This window comes from Pedobacter changchengzhani, from assembly GCF_004354365.1.
GTDB classification, from domain to species: Bacteria; Bacteroidota; Bacteroidia; order Sphingobacteriales; family Sphingobacteriaceae; genus Pedobacter; species Pedobacter changchengzhani.
Window position 1 is genome coordinate 357,078 of record NZ_SJCY01000004.1, and the last position, 14,524, is coordinate 371,601.

10 protein-coding genes are annotated in these 14,524 nt (G+C 34.0%); 8 read left to right on the forward strand and 2 right to left on the reverse strand.

Annotated features, from left to right (window positions below; all coding sequences use genetic code 11):
• Nucleotides 1–208 precede the first annotated feature (208 nt).
• Complete coding sequence (locus EZJ43_RS08775) at nucleotides 209–2,416, reverse strand: RelA/SpoT family protein (protein ID WP_133262323.1); 2,208 nt, start codon at nucleotides 2,414–2,416, stop codon at nucleotides 209–211.
• A gap of 110 nt (nucleotides 2,417–2,526) precedes the next feature.
• Here EZJ43_RS08775 and EZJ43_RS08780 point away from each other — a divergent pair, with 110 nt between their 5' ends.
• From EZJ43_RS08780 to EZJ43_RS08795, 4 genes are all read left to right on the forward strand, one after another.
• On the forward strand, nucleotides 2,527–3,141 hold the full coding sequence (locus tag EZJ43_RS08780) for a DUF4294 domain-containing protein (RefSeq protein ID WP_133262324.1): 615 nt from the start codon (nucleotides 2,527–2,529) through the stop codon (nucleotides 3,139–3,141).
• A gap of 3 nt (nucleotides 3,142–3,144) precedes the next feature.
• Nucleotides 3,145–3,660, forward strand: a complete 516-nt coding sequence (locus EZJ43_RS08785) for a glutathione peroxidase (protein ID WP_133262325.1) — start codon at nucleotides 3,145–3,147, stop codon at nucleotides 3,658–3,660.
• Nucleotides 3,657–4,373: a bacillithiol biosynthesis deacetylase BshB1 gene (gene bshB1, locus EZJ43_RS08790; RefSeq protein ID WP_133262326.1), complete on the forward strand. Its 717-nt coding sequence runs from the start codon at nucleotides 3,657–3,659 to the stop codon at nucleotides 4,371–4,373. The genes EZJ43_RS08785 and bshB1 overlap by 4 nt, the downstream gene beginning before the upstream one ends.
• 176 nt (nucleotides 4,374–4,549) lie before the next feature.
• Nucleotides 4,550–5,911 carry an acyl-CoA dehydrogenase family protein gene (locus EZJ43_RS08795; protein ID WP_133262327.1) on the forward strand — a complete coding sequence of 454 codons (1,362 nt, stop codon included), beginning with the start codon at nucleotides 4,550–4,552 and terminating at the stop codon, nucleotides 5,909–5,911.
• A 241-nt stretch (nucleotides 5,912–6,152) separates the two neighbouring features.
• On the opposite strand, the gene EZJ43_RS08800 is transcribed toward EZJ43_RS08795, so the two are convergent.
• A complete protein-coding gene (locus EZJ43_RS08800; RefSeq protein WP_133262328.1) occupies nucleotides 6,153–6,557 on the reverse strand; it encodes a hypothetical protein in 405 nt (134 codons plus the stop codon).
• A 367-nt stretch (nucleotides 6,558–6,924) separates the two neighbouring features.
• Between EZJ43_RS08800 and EZJ43_RS08805 the strand changes: the two genes are divergently transcribed.
• From EZJ43_RS08805 to EZJ43_RS08820, 4 genes are read left to right on the forward strand one after another with little or no spacing between them, the layout of a single operon-like run.
• Nucleotides 6,925–8,067, forward strand: a complete 1,143-nt coding sequence (locus tag EZJ43_RS08805; RefSeq protein WP_133262329.1) for a HEAT repeat domain-containing protein — start codon at nucleotides 6,925–6,927, stop codon at nucleotides 8,065–8,067.
• Nucleotides 8,068–8,100: 33 nt separating this feature from the next.
• The gene (locus tag EZJ43_RS08810; RefSeq protein ID WP_133262330.1) at nucleotides 8,101–9,549 is read left to right on the forward strand and encodes a glycosyltransferase family 2 protein; all 1,449 of its coding nucleotides are present in this window, start codon (nucleotides 8,101–8,103) and stop codon (nucleotides 9,547–9,549) included.
• Nucleotides 9,550–9,572: 23 nt separating this feature from the next.
• Entirely contained in the window at nucleotides 9,573–12,404 is a 2,832-nt protein-coding gene (locus EZJ43_RS08815; protein WP_133262331.1) for a tetratricopeptide repeat protein, read from the forward strand.
• Nucleotides 12,391–14,523 carry a DUF4838 domain-containing protein gene (locus EZJ43_RS08820; protein ID WP_133262332.1) on the forward strand — a complete coding sequence of 711 codons (2,133 nt, stop codon included), beginning with the start codon at nucleotides 12,391–12,393 and terminating at the stop codon, nucleotides 14,521–14,523. The genes EZJ43_RS08815 and EZJ43_RS08820 overlap by 14 nt, the downstream gene beginning before the upstream one ends.
• Nucleotide 14,524 lies beyond the last annotated feature (1 nt).

Consider the following 14,524-nt stretch of genomic DNA (forward strand, 5'->3'; position numbering starts at 1 on the left):
TTACGCTTAAACTTCCGTCATCGGCTTTCCGTCTATTTTATTTTTACGCCCAAACTTCGGTCTTCCCGACTTTTCCGTCTTTCGGACTTTTTTCTACGCTTAAACTTACTTACTCAGTCATCGGCTTTCCGTCTATTTTATTTTCACGCTTAAACTTCGGTCTTCCTGACTTTTCTGTCTTTCGGACTTTTTTTAAACTTCCGACTTCCTACGCATCAAACCTAGTTACAGCAGTAACACCTTTTACTTGCAATAAATTTTTAATTAAGTTTTCTAAATGTTCGGTATCGTTAACGAAAATCATAATCGAACCATCAAAAATACCTTCATCTGTGTCCACGGTTATAGATCGCATATTTACTTTAAAATCGTTAGAAATTACTTTGGTTATGTTGTTAATCAAGCCAACATCATCAATGCCTATAATATGTAGGCCCGTTAAGAAAGTGAGTTCTTTTTGTCCGTTCCACTTCGCTTTAACTACTCTATAGCCGTAATTCGCCATTAATTGCGTTGCATTAGGGCAATTTGTACGGTGAATTTTGATGCCTTCGCTCACGGTTACGAAACCAAAAACATCATCGCCAGGAATAGGATTACAGCAAGCTGCCAAAGTATAATCGATGCGTTGCATATCTTCACCAATCAATAAAATATCGGTGTCGGCACCTTTCATTTTATTTTTCACCATATCAACCGTTAGGTTTTCTGGTCTTTCTGGCCCTTTAGTATCTACATCTTTTTCACTGGTAACGTATTCTTTAATATCTTTAAGTTCAATTTTGCCCTGCGCTACCTGTATAAAAAGTTCTTGTGTAGATTGAAGTTTAAAAAAGTAACTAATTTTTTGAATGTTTTCTGTATTGTAGGTGATTTTTAGCGACTTCATTTTGCGCTCTAAAATCTCTTTGCCATTATCGGCAATTTTGCGTTTTTCTTCTTTTAAAGATGATTTTATTTTAGATTTGGCTTTGGCCGTCACCACTACATTTAGCCAATCTTCTTTTGGCGTTTGCTTGCTCGAGGTAATAATTTCTACCTGATCGCCGTTTTGCAACTTATAAGATATTGGTACAAGCTTGTGATTAACTTTTGCGCCAATACAAGTTGCACCAACGCCGGTATGAATTTCAAAGGCAAAATCTAAAGCGGTAGCACCTAACGGAAGTTGAATTAAAGCACCTTTTGGCGTAAAAATAAAAATCTCATCCGAAAAAAGATTCATCTTAAAATCGTCCAAAAAATCTAGCGCGTTGGCTTCAGGATTACTGAGCATTTCCCTCACTTTCATAATCCATTGGTCGAGCCCGTTATCGTTGCTCGATTCTTTGTATTTCCAATGCGCAGCAAAACCTTTTTCAGCAATTTCATTCATGCGTTGCGTACGAATTTGTACTTCTACCCATTGTCCGCGGGGTCCCATTACCGTGGTGTGCAAACTCTCATAGCCATTACCTTTTGGCGATGAAACCCAGTCGCGCAACCTGTCGGGATTAGGGCGATAAAGATCGGTAACGATAGAATATGCTTTCCAACAATCGGCTTTTTCATTTTCTGGCGCACTATCTAATATTATTCTAATGGCAAAAAGATCATATACTTCTTCAAAAGGAATGTTTTTATTTTTCATTTTATTCCAAATTGAATGTATGGATTTCGGTCGGCCATACACATTTGAAACTAATGATTGTTCTTGAAGGATCTCATCAATCGGCTCGACGAATTTTTTAACAAATAATGCACGTTCAGCCTTTTTTTCGTTTAGTTTTTTTGCGATAAACTTGTAAGTATCTGGTTCTAAATACTTCATTGATAAATCTTCCAGTTCGGATTTAATGGCATATAAACCCAATCTATGTGCAAGTGGCGCATATAAATAAATGGTTTCGGATGCTATTTTAAGTTGCTTATGGCGAGGCATAAAATCCATGGTGCGCATATTATGCAAGCGATCGGCAAGTTTTATTAAAATCACCCTAACATCATCCGCAAGGGTAAGTAGCATTTTCCTAAAATTTTCTGCTTGCAAGGAACTATTGGTATCAAAAACACCCGAAATTTTGGTTAAGCCATCAATTATTTTTGCGGTTTTTTTACCAAATTCTCTTTCAATATCTTCCAAACTGATGTCGGTATCTTCCACAACATCGTGTAGTAAAGCGCAAACAATTGATGTAGTGCCTAAACCTATCTCTTCTGCAGAAATTTGAGCCACCGCAATTGGATGATAAATATAAGGCTCGCCAGATTTTCGCCGCATATCTTTATGGCTCTCCAAGGCCATATCAAAAGCTTTTCTGATTTCTTTTTTATCGCCTTTTTGCAACGTAGATTTGCTGGCGCGCAACAATGCCCTATATCTTTTTAAAATTTCTCTTTTCTCAGCCTCTAAATCAATTACTAACTCTGTTTTCATTTGTTTTTTTTGCGTAAAAAATGCTGTGTTTTATTTGAATTAAACCTTATATTAGATGCAATATTTAAGTAATATAGAAATAACAGCTAACTTTGTTCGACTATAAAATTATGAAAATTAAAGTGTTTTTTATGCTGTGCATTGTAATGATTTTTAGCATTTCGCTAAAAGCACAGGGTTTTACACCTCCAGTTTTCCCTAAAAAAGGTTTATCGGATACGATTAGAGTTGGTGCAACCAATGATAACGGTGTGATGATTCCTTGGATGCAGTTGCAAGATGTTAGCGTAGTTGCTGAGCGTATTTTTAAAACGCCAGAAGCCAAATTGGCTTTTAATAGGTTGAGGTATAATGTGTTAAAAGTGATGCCTTATGCGCTTTTTGCTAAGCGACGTTATGAGCAGCTAGAGGAAGATTTGCAAAAAGTCTCTGAAAAAAAACAACAAAAAGAATTGGTTAAAACATGCGATAGGGAAATTAAAGATATGTTTAATCGAGAAATTAAAGATTTAACAATTACGCAAGGTCAAATTTTAACAAAGTTGATTGACCGAGAGGTTGGTAAAACAACTTACGATCTTGTGAAGCAAACAAAAGGCGGTTTTACGGCGTTTTCTTACCAACTTATTGCCCGCGTAGTTGGCCATAATTTAAAAAGCACTTATGATCCTGTAGAAGATCGCGATATTGAATCCATTATTCGTTCTTCGGGGTTTTACCAATAAATAATGAACCAAAACCTACCAAATATCTATTCATTTCAGGTGAAAAAGGTAAATGGCGAAGATCAACCTTTGTCGGCCTACAGAAATAAAGTTTTATTGATAGTAAATATTGCTTCAGGATGTGGTTTTGCGCCTCAGCTTAAGGAGTTACAGCAACTTAGAGATGAATTTGGCGATGATGGTTTTGAAATTTTAGGTTTCCCAAGCAACGATTTTGGTAAACAAGAACCTTTGGAAGGTGCCGAAATTAATTCGTTCTGTGAAATTAATCACGGCGTACAATTTCCTGTATTTGATAAAATTAGGGTTCGAGGTGCGTACGCTCATCCACTTTATCAATTTTTAAGTGATAAAAAGCAAAATCACGTTTTAACATCTCACCCCAGGTGGAACTTTCATAAATTCTTGGTTAACCAAGATGGAGCGGTTGAAGATTACTTTTTTTCTTTTACAAAACCCTTAAGTTCTAAAATTAAAAAGAAAATTCAGCGCTTGCTCAATTCAAATTCGAAAAAATGAAATTAGATATTTTAGTTATTGCAGTTCATCCTGATGATGCTGAACTTGGTTGTTCGGGAACAATTTTAAAACACATTGCTTTAGGTAAAAAAGTTGGCATTGTTGATTTAACCAGGGGCGAACTTGGTACACGCGGCACAGCCGAAACGAGAGATAGTGAAGCTGCCGATTCTGCTAAAATTTTAGGGTTGCACACACGCGAAAATTTAGGAATGAGAGATGGTTTTTTCTTAAATGATGAGGCGCATCGATTGGAAATCATTAAAACGATCCGTAAGTATCAACCAGAAATTATTTTAAGTAATGCGCTTGAAGATCGTCATCCAGATCATGGTAGAGCAGGAGATTTAGTTTATGATGCTGTTTTTTTATCGGGGTTACCGAAAATAGAAACGAAATTTGAAGGGCAAACGCAAAACGCACACAGACCTCGATTGTTATTGCAGTATATACAAGATAGATATTTAAGGCCAGATGTTATTGTAGATATTTCTGATTTTATGGATGGTAAAATCGAATCTATCAAAGCCTTTAAAACGCAGTTCCATAATCCGGATGTTGATGGATTGGACACCTATATATCCTCTCCAGAATTTTTTGAAAGTGTAATCGGCAGAGCGAGAGAATTTGGCAAAAGTATTGGCGCAACATTTGGCGAAGGTTTTACCTCAAGAAAGTTATTGGGCGTTGATAATCTTTTTGATTTACGTTAATTTTAGTTACGAACCAAAGAGCTTAATTAAGAGCACATTTTTTTTCTGGCTGGTTTTTAATTTTACCTTCGAGTTGTTGCAGTACTTTTTTTGGTTAGTTGTGTGTATGCTCATTGTTTAGAGTTTGATACGCCAACAAAATAAGCATTTGTTTGTTGTATTTAAAACCAAATATTATGGGCAACATCTTTTCTTCTCTCAAAAACGCATACCGTCTTTTTAAACACGTAGATTTTGATAAGCTTGATGCGTTATCAAAAAAAGTTGATTTACCTAAAATGGTTGAAACCATTTCAAATCTTGATGACAAACAGATTCAAGGTATGATGAAAATGATGGGTGCAACGGAAAAGGAGCGACCACTACCAGAAATTGAAGGCGATTTTTATCACTTAGGCGACGAAGCTTTAAAAGATGAAGATCGCGAATTGCAATTGAAAGTGAGGGCTTTCTTGGAAAAAGAAGTAGAGCCGATTGTTAATCATTATTGGAATAAGGCAGAATTCCCTTTTGAAATTATTCCGAAATTAGCCGAGCTAAATATCTGTGGTTTAACCTATAAAGGCTATGGTTGTCCGGGTAAATCTAATTTAATGGAGGGTATTTTGGCTATGGAAATGGCGCGGATAGATACTTCCATCTCTACATTTTTTGGCGTGCAAAGCGGGTTGGTAATGGGTTCTATTTATATTTGTGGCTCGGAAGAGCAGAAGCACCATTGGTTACCTTTATTACAACAATTTAAAATTATTGGCGCCTTTGGGTTAACCGAGCCAGAAGTGGGTTCGGCTGCAGCAGGCGGTTTAACTACAACTTGTAAAAAGGTTGGCGATAAGTGGGTGCTAAACGGACAAAAAAAGTGGATTGGCAACGCAACTTTTGCAGATATTTTAATTATTTGGGCCAGAGATGAAGATAGCAATGAGGTAAAAGGTTTTATCGTTAAGAAAGATAATCCTGGCTTTACGGTAGAGAAGATGGAAAACAAAATGGCTTTGCGTATTGTTCAAAACGGGATTATTACATTAACAAATTGCGAAGTAGCAGAGGCTGATCGCTTACAAAATGCAAATTCGTTTAAAGATACTGCGAAAGTTTTACGAATGACTAGAGCAGGTGTTGCTTGGCAGGCTGTTGGCTGTGCGCGAGGTGCGTACGAAAACGCATTGGATTACACCCGCAAACGCAAACAGTTTGGAAAGCCGATTGCTTCTTTTCAACTAATTCAGAATCATTTGGTAGAAATGTTATCTAACTTAACGGCCATGCAAACGCTGTGTTTTAGGCTTTCACAGCTCCAGGATCAAGGTTTACTTAAAGATGAGCATGCATCTTTAGCAAAAGTATTTTGTTCTTTACGCACCAGAGATGTAGTGAGTAAAGCGAGAGAAGTAATGGGTGGAAATGGAATTCTGCTCGAATATAATGTTGCTCGTTTTGTTGCAGATGCGGAGGCAATATATTCTTATGAAGGCACTAAAGAGATAAACACTTTAATTGTAGGCAGGGCGATAACGGGTTTTTCGGCTTTTGTTTAATATTTGTTTTATTGGGGAACGAAAAACGGTAATAAACGGCGCGTAAGGTAATGCCTTAAATTTAGTGTGGGCTTAAGCATTTCCGATGTTTACACATTTTGGTTTTGTTTTAACGATTAACCTAGGTGCATAAACCTGATTGGCAGTGAAATCCTATTTGTTTTTTCTACAAAAAGATTGAACAGAAAGCAGGACTACAGAAGCTATGAAATGCCGAACCGTTCGTTTTCTAATTAAAATTTTATTTAAGCGGGTGTTTATTAAATGCGACCAAGCTCATGGCGCTTTTTTCATACAATGCAATGCAATTTTTATTGAGTTGCGGATCAAAATTTACTTCTCCGGGTTGTAATGTTTTGGGAACGCTTGTGTGCTCCATAAAAAAATAAACTTTGGTATTGCCGTATTTTGTATGCGGCATTAAATTGCCATAATCGCTCATTTCGCTCCAAATACTGTCTTTTACCGTAACTACATAAATTCTTTGTATTGGCCCTGTATTGTTATCGTTTCTATACTTCGTAATTTCTTTAAAACCGGCTTTCATTTGGTCAATACCCGTTTGGTTGAAGGTACTTTTTACAATAAAGAAAAGTATAACTAAAACGATTGCACCGGTAATATAGCTTAAAAGTTTATTTTTCATTAATTACAAAGTTGGCAATATTTTCTCCATTACGGTTAAGCAACAGTTAATTTGACTTTAAAACGTATATAAAGGCTCGGTGGAAATCTAATTTTCTTCTAGGTGAAAGATGTTTCGTTTATTAAAGTTTTGTCTAACTTGAGTAAAATTTTTTTTTTGATTAACCTATAATTAAATTAGAAGGGATTTGTAATCAAAAACAACTATTTTATCCATTTCACGCTAAATCTTTGTGCAGTTATCCATATTGAGCTTACCAAATTTGCATTTATATTGTACGTTTAAAAAGACAAAAATAAAATTATTTGTATAATTACTATTTTATTCAACTATATTCGCAAAAATAATACAATTCATAATTATATAAATGTCTTATCTTCAATATTATTCTTCATATTTCATTTCGGAGTTTTCGACCTACCCATTTATAATTCAACTTACAGCACTTTTAGTATTAACGATGCTTAGTATTTTGCTAATCTCTATGGTTCGGTTAATATTCATCAATCGTAAAATCTTTAAGTTTAGTAAGGCAAAGCAGAAGGTTTCCAAATTATTGTACAGTAAAATAGAGAATTTAATCTTTGGCGATGAAAATTTAACTGCTGAAAATTTTAATTTAATTTTTGCAGGTGATTTAAACGAAATTAAAACGCCGCAACGAAAGAAAGCGTTAACTGAGATATTATTGGAGATGCTTTATGCTAAAAAAACTAACAAAGTTTTAAACACTGATAATTATCTACTGGTTTTAAATATTTTTGGAATCATTGCTTTTTGGGAGAAATTGGTTGTTTCAAATAATGCAACAAACCGAAAAACATCAATGAGAATTTTAGATGACTTGCAGATTGGTTTGTCAGGTTCATCAATACAGCGCTCTGTTTATCAAAAAAATGATGACTTGCGTAAGCTCGCCAGAGCAACATCTATGGAGTATGACAGCAATGACCCTTTTAAGTTTCTTGAAGATAGTTTCGATAGCAATTTTAATTCATTAGATGAAATTAGGGTTCATTATTTTTTATCTAATAAGTCAAAGGAAGAAAAGTTACCTCAATTAATTCGATGGGTTAAAAGCTCAACCAATGCTAAATTTCGGGCTTTCATAATTAAAGAGATTGGGTATTTTAACCAAATGGAAAGTGCTCCATTATTAGTAGAGCTTTTGGATGATGAAAAAAATCAAAAAGTTTTATGTTCTATAATAGAGGCATTAGGCAAATTAAATTATACTCAGGCAGAAGAGAAGTTAATTTCTTTATACGAAGTTGGATCCAAACCAATACAAAGAAGTGCAATTAAAGCTTTTAGTGAATTTAAAACGATTAATTCTTTAAATGTTTTAGAGAAAAGTTATTTTAAAACACACGATAATGATATGAAGTTATTATTGGCTTATGCGATATCCGAATTTGGAATATCTGGTAAATCGTCATTAAAAAAGCTTTCTAAAACATCAACGGATTTTGATAAAAAGATTTTCGATCAAGTAAATTATCAATTTTAGTTAATCTTTTTTTAAAATACTTTCTCCATTTTAATGAGTTACTTTGTTACGTTTTACCAGTATGCCATATATTTTTATGCTACTGCAATAACCATAATCTACTTCACGTTAGCTATTTTCGCTTATTTTAATATCCTTAAAAATAAGTTAAAATACACTGAAAAAGAAGAACGTATTTTTTTAAAATATCCAGAAACTGCGCCTGGAATTTCTGTTGTTGCGCCTGCTTTTAATGAAGAGGTTATCATAATTGATAGTGTTAATACCTTATTGGGCTTAAATTATCCTAATTTTGAAATTGTTATTGTTAACGATGGAAGTAAGGACAGTACGCTCCAATTATTAATTGATAATTTTCAGCTTGAAGAAGTTCCGTTTGCTTATATGGAAAAAGTGCCTTGCAAGCCTGTTAAAAGAATTTTGAAATCCACTAATAGCGAATTTTCTAAACTAACCGTAGTTGATAAAATTAATGGTGGCACCAAAGCCGATGCAATGAATGCTGGTGTTAATGTAGCCAAATTTGATTATTTTATTAATACAGATGTAGATTGTATTCTGTCTCCAGATACACTTAGTAAAATAATCCTTCCTGTATTAGATTCAGACATACAAGTTATTGGTGTTGGTGCAACAATGCGTATGGCAAATGGTTGCGATATAGATCATGGGTTTATATCTCGCGTTAGCCCACCGAAACAAATTATTCCTACATTTCAGGAAACAGAATATTTACGCTCTTACTTAGTTGCTAAAATGGGTTGGGCTTCTTTTAATGCTGTACCAAATATTTCGGGCGGATTTGGCTTATTTGACAAATCTGTTGTAATTGCAGCTGGTGGATTTGATTCGCTTTCGCATGCAGAAGATATGGATATGACTTTGAGAATGATCGCTTATATGCGAGATAATGATAAGCCTTATCGTATTCTTCAGATTCCACATACGCTATGTTGGACAGAAGGGCCACCAAACCTTAAAGTACTTTCTCGGCAGCGTACAAGATGGGGAAGGGGATTAATGCAGATATTTTTTGTACACCATAAATTTTTGTTCAATAAAAAATATGGTCGAATGGGGTGGGTTATAATGCCTTACACTTTGTTTTTTGAGTTGTTGGCGCCCATTATAGAAACCATCGGAACATTCTTTACCATCTATCTTTTATGGTCTGGAGAAATTAACTTTAATACATTTTGGTTAATGTTATCGTACGTTTATCTTATAGGAGTGAGTATATCTATTTTAACAATAACTTTTGATATAACCATCAAAAAGCTCTACAGAAATTTTAGAGAATATTTAAGGTTGCTGTTGTTTTCATCTGTTGAAGCATTTTTTTATCATCCTTTTACGGTTTTCTTTACCCTTAGAGGTTATTTTCAGTTTTTTACAAGAAAAGAATTTAAGTGGGGCGCAATGACCAGACAGGGTTTTTCAAAAAAACCACAATCTGGTATTATTGTAGAAAAAGTTGCTTAAAACAAGAGATAGATTTTAACATTATGGAATTTGATATTATAGTATTGAGCAAGAATTTTAACTTAAAAAAGAGTTTAATTTTATTCTTTTTATGTTGCAACGTATTTTTTATAAATGAAACGGCAGCGCAAACGAAAGTAGAGTTTAACGACAAATCAAGCTTGGTGAAATCAATTAATGACAAATATCAAAGTGGAAATTGGGAAGGTGGAAAGGTCATTAATGATGAGGCACTAACAAAATATCCAAAAGATTCTGATCTTAGAATGTTACTTGGTAAATATTATGTTAATGGTAAAAACTATGATAAAGCGAGGTTTGAATTAAATAAGGCTATTGAATATAATAATGCAAACGTAGATGCTAAGCAACTTTTAGTTGGCGTTGAAACCGAAACAAAAAGATACTCTAGCGCCATTTGTTATGTAAACGAATTGTTAGAGGTAAATCCATACTGGAAAGGACTGTGGAGGAAAAAAATTGACTTATACCGTTTGCAAGGTAATAATATTGAAGCCAACCGTTTACTTAAGCGCATTTCTCAAATATTCCCTAACGATAAGAAAATAGAAAAAGATATTGCGTATGAGACTTCGCAGAATGCTTTGAAAAAAAGCAAAGAGGGTAAAATTGATGAAGCTATAAAACTGAATAGTGAGTTGGTAAATGATGATGCTGGTAACTCAGAAAATTACGTTTCATTAATAGATAATTACATCAAAGCAGGTGATTATAACCAAGCTTTAGTTACGGCAAATAGAGGATTAAATAAGTTTCCAGGTAGTGGGTTAATTGTACAGAAAAAAATAAGCTTACTAGAGCAACAAAAGAAGTATGATGAGCTTTTACCATTTATTCAAAGTCAAATAAAAAAAGGTAATAACCAATCTTTAAGGAAACAATATTCTTATTTTTTGTTGGAAGCTGCGAGATATAGTAAAGAAAAAGATCCTGCTACGCTTTATGGAAAGATCTTAGATTCAAGTCCTGGTAATAATGAGGCTTTTAATTATGTGTTTAATCAAACAATGGGTGCGCAACAATATGATCAAGCATTATACTTACTCAATAAATATCGTAAGGTTAGAGGAAATTCTAAAAATAGTTCACTAAACGAACTTCGAATATATAGGAGAATGGATGATGAGGTAATGGTGGCAAAATTATCGAAACAACTTTTTGCGCAATATCCTAACGATGAAGATATAAAAGAACAATATGTTTCGGTTATTTTGCAAGAGGCAAAGACTAAAATGGATCGGGGAACATATTTAGAAGCTATTCCCTTGTGGAAAGAAATTATTGCTAATGGTAAAGAAGATATGTATAGCGTTGGCCAAATGGGGCTTTTTAATGCGTATTATAATTCCGATCAATTTATAGATGCGCTTAATGTTTTAAACGAAATTATATCTAACGATCCAAGAAATGTAAGTCTATTTTTGAAAAGATCTGATCTATATTTTAAGCAAAAGAGATATGATATTGCATTAGAATCTTACGAAAAGATATTTGCCATTGCAGAATCTTCCAAAAAAAATTACTACTTAACCGGATATGGAGATTTGATGGGTAAGATAATTAAAGACCTTATTGGTCAATATAAATACCCTGAAGCACTTGTATATGTAGAAAAGTGGATAGCACAAGATCCTGAAAATAAAGATGCACTGATGTATGCTATTAACTTTTCTAGCAAAACGAATGATTTAACGAGTATGGAGAAATTTGCGAAGCTTGCAAATCAGGTTTATCCTAACGATGTCGTTTTTAAAGTAAAACTTGCCGAAGCGATGCAAAAAACTAATCAAGATTTTAGTCCATATTGGCTATCTCTAAAGCAGGAAATTGAAATAAACCCATATAATGATGAGCTATCTAAAGCATTTGTAGGCGTATCTACAACCTATGGCGAACAATTGGTTAAGAATCGAAAATTAGATGAGGCATTAGTTGTGTATAATGAAGCAATTATTCATGATCAAAAAAATAAAGAATTAAAATACTTAAAGGGTGTTGTTTTTGAGAAGATAAAACAAAACGATTCTGCATATTATTATCAATCATTTTACGAACCATCTTTGTTGGAGGTGAAAGATTTTAAGCAACATTTATATACACTCAGCCAAAAAAGCTCGAAGAATGAAATAGGCATTTATCATCTTCGGGCTCGTTATGGAGATGATTATAGAATAACCTCTGTTTCAACAATTGAGTACACACGTAAAGGAATTAACAATATTTACGTTGGTCGGATAAATTATGCAGGTAGAGATACCGGGCGTGGTTTACAGGCTCAAGCAGAATGGAGTAGAGTTTTCTCAGATGATTTCTCTGGTAAGGTTGATTTTGCTGTATCTGATCGATTTTTTCCTAAGATAAATGCCAATCTTTCGATTTATAAAAATATTTTTAAGAGTTATCAATTAGAAGCTGGTATTGGTTATAGAAAGCTTTACACTAGCGAAAAATTATCCAATTTTGTTTTAGGTGTAACGAAAGAATTAGAAAACTTTAGACTAAATGCACGTTATAATCAATTTCTGTTGGATGGAAAATTACTTTATAATTTGTCTGCTCAGGGAAGATATTTTATGGAGGGACCGAAAAATTACTTATTTGTTACTGGCAGCATAGGTTCATCACCTGATGTTGAGCTGATCGATAACCAGTTTTATAATTCTTTTTCAGCTGTAAATACTATGGTGGGTACAGGCTTTGGACATATTATTAGTAAAAATGTTTCAGCGGGCATTTTAGGAACGTGGTATAATTTTAATAGTGGCACTAACCTTGTTAATCCGAAGTTTCGTAATTTGTATAATTTATATTTCCAGCTAAATGTTTCGTTTTAAATTAGCTCTACTATGTATTTTGCTTTGCTCTTTAACAAGTTGTAAGGCTGAGTATAAAGGTGTTAAAGCTGATGGCTACATCATAACAAGTGAGGAAGATGGTGTGAGTCAAAAATGGCAAAATTATCTTTATAATCAACTTCAAAAAAGGGCTAATAATAAGGCGAAGGTTATTAAATCTACTGGCGTAAATCCAAAAATCCCAGCTGGTTTTAAGGAGGTTCATATAGAAATTGCAAAGGATTTAAAGAACGATTACTGTGTAGAAAATAACGCAGCAAAAATTAATCTGCGCATGCATGATGAAAAAACTGCGGTTTGGATGATTTATCAGCTAATTGAAACCATTGGGCAACAGGACCATAATTTTAGTTCTTTGGATCTACCGCCTTCAATAATTGAGTTCAGCGATCAATGCACCAACTTTGATTTTAGTTATAGAGATGTACACTTAGCGCCTAATTTGGATGTTGATTATGCAACTATAATTGGAACAAATACGGTTGACGATGACTGGGGGATTTGGGCGCATAACTTGCACAAGGTGGTTAAGTTGAATGAAGCGACCAGAGCCAAAATTAATGGCGTACCAACAGATGAGCAATATTGTTTTTCGTCGGATGATTTATATAATCAACTAAAGGCTTATATAAATGATAATTATGGAAGCGGTAATAAAAAGCCATTCCGTTTTATGATTGCGCCGAACGACAATGATTTAGTTTGTACATGCGAAAAATGCACCGAAGCTGGTAATGATAATCGAAATGCAACTCCGGCGGTAATTAATCTAATCAATAAGCTCTCTCTCGATTTTCCAAAACATTTCTTTTATACGCTGGCTTATCGTACTACACAGAAACCGCCAGATACCGAACTTTTAGATAATTCTGGCGTGTTTATCAGTACAATTGATGTACCTAAAGGAATTGAGATAACGGGTAATAAAAAATTTGCAGTGCTAAAAGGTATTGTTTTAGATTGGAAGAAGAAAACAAATAACCTGTATTTATGGGATTATATCTCAAATTTTGATGATTATTTAACACCACTTCCCATTTTAACTGGATTTAAAAAACAATTTCCAGATTTTAAAAAGATTGGTATTAAGGGCTTGTTTTTAAATGGGAGCGGTTACGATTATTCGCCTTTTGACGATGTAAAAACTTACTGCGCTGCTGCAATAATGATGAATGGGGGTTTGAATGCTGATTCGCTTAGTGCGCGTTTTTTCGAAAAAATGTATCCTGTTTCGCATAAATTGCTAACTAAATATTATTCGGGTTTAGAGCAGAAAATTAACGAAACAGGTAAAGCTTATGCGCTTTATGGGAGTTTTAAATCGGCAACAAGAAACTATTTATCTACCGAAAGTTTTATCACTTTCTATAATGCGCTAACAAAAATTGTAGGGTCAACATCTGGCGAAGAAAATGAAAAGTTACAAAAATTGTTAACTGCATTGAGTTTTACAAGGTTGCAAGTGGCTTATTCTTTGGGTTATAGCTCTGGTGGTGCTTTCGTAATTGATCAAGACCAAGTTAAACTCAATGCGGATATTGATGTTTATTTGAACCAACTTAGAAATTTTAATAAGTATAAAGACTTAGGGAATTTTAAAGAAAATGATGGAAAGCTTGGCGACTATATATTAGGGTGGCAAAATTTAGCTAAATATCCTGCAAAAAGAAATTTATTGGTGCAAGGAAAACTCCAATTCTTGTCAATACCAGATGAAGATTATACGGATTTAAGTACATTAAATGATGGGGTTAGCGGCTTTAGTTCAAGCTATCATTACGGCTGGATGTTGGTAAGTCAAGATGATTTACACCTGAAAATTTTATCAAATAACCTTTCTGAGGTAAGAAAGTTGAGCATTCGTTTTTTGAACGAACCGCATTCGGGTATTTATGCACCCACAATGGTGCAAATTATTGTAGCTGGCAAAATAGTTAAAAGTTTGAGTCCGAAACTAGATCCGAATGATGGAAAAATTTATCAGGTTAAAGAAAATTTAACTTTTGAAAAGGGTACAAAAGATTTTGAGATCAAAATCATCAGAAATGCCAAAGGAAAAAGAACTTTAGCTTGTGATGAAATACTATTAACAAAATAAA

Coding starts and splice junctions, on each gene's coding strand:
- EZJ43_RS08775 (WP_133262323.1), bottom strand. CDS start 2,416: ATGAAAACAGAGTTAGTAATTGATTTAGAGGCTGAGAAAAGAGAAATT.
- EZJ43_RS08780 (WP_133262324.1), top strand. CDS start 2,527: ATGAAAATTAAAGTGTTTTTTATGCTGTGCATTGTAATGATTTTTAGC.
- EZJ43_RS08785 (WP_133262325.1), top strand. CDS start 3,145: ATGAACCAAAACCTACCAAATATCTATTCATTTCAGGTGAAAAAGGTA.
- bshB1 (WP_133262326.1), top strand. CDS start 3,657: ATGAAATTAGATATTTTAGTTATTGCAGTTCATCCTGATGATGCTGAA.
- EZJ43_RS08795 (WP_133262327.1), top strand. CDS start 4,550: ATGGGCAACATCTTTTCTTCTCTCAAAAACGCATACCGTCTTTTTAAA.
- EZJ43_RS08800 (WP_133262328.1), bottom strand. CDS start 6,557: ATGAAAAATAAACTTTTAAGCTATATTACCGGTGCAATCGTTTTAGTT.
- EZJ43_RS08805 (WP_133262329.1), top strand. CDS start 6,925: ATGTCTTATCTTCAATATTATTCTTCATATTTCATTTCGGAGTTTTCG.
- EZJ43_RS08810 (WP_133262330.1), top strand. CDS start 8,101: ATGAGTTACTTTGTTACGTTTTACCAGTATGCCATATATTTTTATGCT.
- EZJ43_RS08815 (WP_133262331.1), top strand. CDS start 9,573: ATGGAATTTGATATTATAGTATTGAGCAAGAATTTTAACTTAAAAAAG.
- EZJ43_RS08820 (WP_133262332.1), top strand. CDS start 12,391: ATGTTTCGTTTTAAATTAGCTCTACTATGTATTTTGCTTTGCTCTTTA.